3 protein-coding genes are annotated in these 3974 nt (G+C 32.3%); all 3 read right to left on the bottom strand.

The annotated features are described in order from the left end of the window. Positions 1-208 precede the first annotated feature (208 nt). Positions 209-481 (bottom strand): DUF4177 domain-containing protein, encoded by a 273-nt coding sequence (locus tag SOR60_RS03255; RefSeq protein ID WP_320595177.1) that lies wholly within the window; start codon positions 479-481, stop codon positions 209-211. Between the two features lie 8 nt (positions 482-489). Next, positions 490-3084 carry a BREX-1 system phosphatase PglZ type A gene (gene pglZ, locus SOR60_RS03250; RefSeq protein ID WP_320595176.1) on the bottom strand — a complete coding sequence of 865 codons (2595 nt, stop codon included), beginning with the start codon at positions 3082-3084 and terminating at the stop codon, positions 490-492. A gap of 12 nt (positions 3085-3096) precedes the next feature. Continuing rightward, positions 3097-3974, bottom strand: an 878-nt coding sequence (locus SOR60_RS03245) for a hypothetical protein (protein WP_320595175.1), incomplete at its 5' end; no start/stop codon positions are given.

Below are 3974 nucleotides of genomic sequence, written 5' to 3'. Positions count from 1 at the left end.
TCATTGCTTTTAGTCTAACTTCTTCTTTTTTATTGTTTGTATTTTTTCTGGCTTTTTCAAGCTCATAAATTTCTTTTTTTGTTTTTTCATCTATTATCTTTTTCATATTCTTATTATACACTTTTAATTAGGTTTTAGTATGAGTACTCAACTCTTTAATTTTAGGCATCAAAAAAGCACCTATCTTGTAATAGATGCTTCCGAAAAATTAAAGCATTATTGACTTCTTAATCAATTCTTTCAAACACCATGGTAGCTTAATTTTATCTCCACCTAACCCCTTTAGAGTCAGAAGATGATGTTGTAATAGTATTAGCCTATAAGCTAAAGTCGCTAGCTTATTTATTGCTGCTTGAAGGTTAAACAAACTTGCTGTACCTGAACCAGTTCCTAAAAACTTTTCTATCAATACTATTTGTAAAACTACATTATCCCCTTCACTACTTATAGCTTTTCCTGTTTTATATCCATGCCATATCATACACCCTCTTAACTAAAGAAATCATATTCACCTGTGGCAAATGGAATATCTATTACAAACTCAATCTTCTTTGGGGGAATCTGATTGGATTCTTCATAAATGACAAGGTTATAAGCCTTTTTATTATCATATTTTCCAGTTTTTAAGTTGAATGTTACATTAAACACTCTATCCTGCTCATTATCAGTGTTCTTATCAGCTATAATACGAACTTCATCAGAAATTTTTTCTCCATATTCATCGACAAAATAAAGAAGGTAATTGGAAGCTTCTCTATTTACTGAAAGCATTTCACTTTGATAAAAAGACAGATTGAATATCATATTGCTTATTTTTCTTCCTGTTGAAAGAATATTAAGTTCTACAGGCTTAACATCATACTTGCTCCTGTTTTTGCGATATTCTTTATTATCATTTCTTAAATGTCTGTATCTAATTAGTGGAACAACCATTTCCTGAAGTGAGATTCCTCCGTGAACAAAGTTGATTCCTCCGCCTTTCTTTTTAATACGGATATTATGTCTCGGTGCAAATCCTTTAAACCCAGATTTTTCATCAACAAATTTTATAGGCATCAAGAAACTTGGGTTAGCAAATTCATCCATTATTGCATACCTTCTACCATAATCAACAACACCTTCAAAGCCTTCTTTAGATACCTTATCAAGCTCAGTAAACTCTTCATAAGTATAGAGGAAACCATGATCTGAGGTGATCATTATATTTACAGCCGAAAAATCATGCACAAGGATTCTAACCAGGTTCTTAATTTCAACTATCGCCTTATCACAGGCAGAAAAAACTCTAGAATCCGATATATGACTAGCTGCATCTATTTGATCATGATATATATAAACAACTTCCATACCTTTTACTAAAGCTTTCCTCTCCTCTCTCTTCATATGAATCAAATCGTCATATTTAAGCACTCTGGAATCCTTATTCGCCTTTTGTAAGACTTTTTCTCTATTCGGCATATCTGTTGATTCGCCATCAACAAGAACTTTGAGATTATTATTTCTAATTTCAGTTTGAAGACCATGATTAGGAAGCAATGCAGCCATTCCAAAAGGTGTAATCGTAGGGAATATCCCCGACATATCATCGATTTCTACCTTACATTGCATATCCTTTTTTAATTCTACAGAAAGCTCTTTTGCCACCTCATAACGCATTGCATCTGAAATAATTACATAGACTTTTGCCTTAGCATTTTTAATATTATTGTTGTAGAAGTCGACCTGCTGCTTTATCTCAGAAATTTTTCCATACTCTTCAAACTCTCTACCGCTAACATTGCACCAGTTAGTAAGAAGTTTATCTAAAAACCAATGCTTATATATTCCTTCCGCCTTGTCTACCGTAAATTTAAATAAATCATCAAGCTTAGCATTTGAATTTCTAAGACTTTTCTGATACGCCCTATGAAATTTTCTATAATAGGTATCCATTAAATAAAATTTATCTGTATAGAATTTCCAAACTTCCTTGGCACTTGTCATATGAAATGATGTTTGATTTTTATTATAGAAATCCTTCATTTTGCCCATATTATAAATACCCTCATAGTATGAATTAAACTCTTCATACCAGGCTCCAACTCTTCTTTTATCACATATAACTGAAATATATTCGGGATCTATAATATCATTTTTAATATTTCTCATAAGCTTTATAAGTATAATTTCATCAACACACGGAAAAACTTCGCTACTCTCAAAATTAGCTATATCAAGATTCATCAGTCTTTCATCAAGCATAATTTCTTTTTCTATAAAACGTGCAAGTTCATATAAGCTTTTTTTCTCATCGACATTCCTGAGCCAGTCCTCAATAAATTGAAAACAAAAAGCTTCATGCGGGCTTGAAATAAAATCATCAAGACCTATAAACGCTTCCTTATTTATATTTCTTGAAGTTGCAGTAAGCAATATATGAACAGATAAATCTTCAAGACTTTTTCCCTCACTGTGATAACCTGTCCCTTGTCCTACCATTGTCCAAAAAGCTTCATCTATTTCATAATTTATAAATTCCTGATACACGACATTATTGTCATTTTCAATACCAGCTTTCAACACCTCTCTGATAATATCCTTAGCTTGCATATCACATCCTGCAATCTCACCCATAATCGCAAGTTCCAAATGTGCCGGAGTTTCAATTCTGCTTGCATTTTTCCTGATTGCCTGTCTTCTTGCTTTAGCATTAAAGAACTTCTTATAAAACTTTACGAATCTTCTAACAGCAACACTGTCTACTAAATTCATTTCGTTAATCTGCATAGATACAAGATCCGCCCTAAATTCCTCACTGTATATCATAACATCATATATCCAATTATCTTCTTTTTCATTGAAAACAAGAGGACAGTATACAAGAAAGTCCGACTCTAGATCATCAAAGGAAAGCAGTTTTTTTACTCTGAACTTATTATTTTCAGACATTTTTATTACTTTTACATCAGGAATTTGAAGATTGTCAATTTCATCTTCAAACTCTCTGTCCCTGTCCATCCAAAAGATAATTCTCCTGTTATAAAACTCAGGATAGGGTTTTTTAAATCTTTTCTGCAAATCTTTTAAAATTTCTTCTAAATCCACACTTGTCACCCCCTATCTAATCTTAGCTAATACATCATCAAAGATTTTATAATTTTCTTTCACTCCATTATCCAAATCTATCTCTATATAGGAATCCGCTATATGCTGAACTTTCTCTTCAAATTTTTGTGATTCTATGATTTTCTTTTTAAGTGTAGCTGCATCTTTTTGAAGTTCTATTTTTTCATTTCCGCTTGCCCCTGCAATTTTATCATCTACTCTTGCAAGCTCTTGCTTATATCTATCCTGCACTTCAAAAATATAATTGATTCTTATTTTTGCAAAGGTATCTTTGTCGTACCTGTGGAGATAAAACAAGCCCCTACAGGCACCATTTTTCCCCGAATCATATTGCCAATAAACAGGAAGTTTTTGATACATCTTCAAATGATCCTTATAAAAATCATTTAAGAAATAATTTCTTATCCTTTCCCTACTGCTATCGCTCTTCTTGCCTTTAAGCTCTGATGCTATAAAATCAAGATTTTCATTGAGGTTTTCTTCCCCGAAGGTAATCTTTAAGAACCTTACAAAAAGTTCCACAATATCATCTTCAAAATACTCTTCATCTGTTAATGGAAGGATACCGTCTGTATCTATTTTAAAGCTTTTGTACTTTGATAAATCAAAATCTCCTCCGGCAAAGACAAGTCCTTCCTCATCAAGAGAATATCTTCCCATGGCACAACCCACAAAATAAGATAGGAAATTCTTTACCACATCTTCACGAGTCATTACATAATTGTTGCCTTTTATTTCTTCATCTATATCCTTTTTGCTGTCGAAGATTTTTGCAACAGTAATATCTCTATCAGATACTTCAGGAGTAAGCTCATCTTCAAGTCCGTAGATTTCTATAAAGATACGATTGAGTTCCTCTTCATTTTCTT

Origin of the sequence: Anaerococcus porci (assembly GCF_034090325.1) — a bacterium.
Taxonomy (GTDB): Bacteria; Bacillota; Clostridia; order Tissierellales; family Peptoniphilaceae; genus Anaerococcus; species Anaerococcus porci.
The sequence above is the reverse complement of the archived record's forward strand: the minus strand, read 5'-3'. Positions and strand labels throughout refer to the sequence as shown.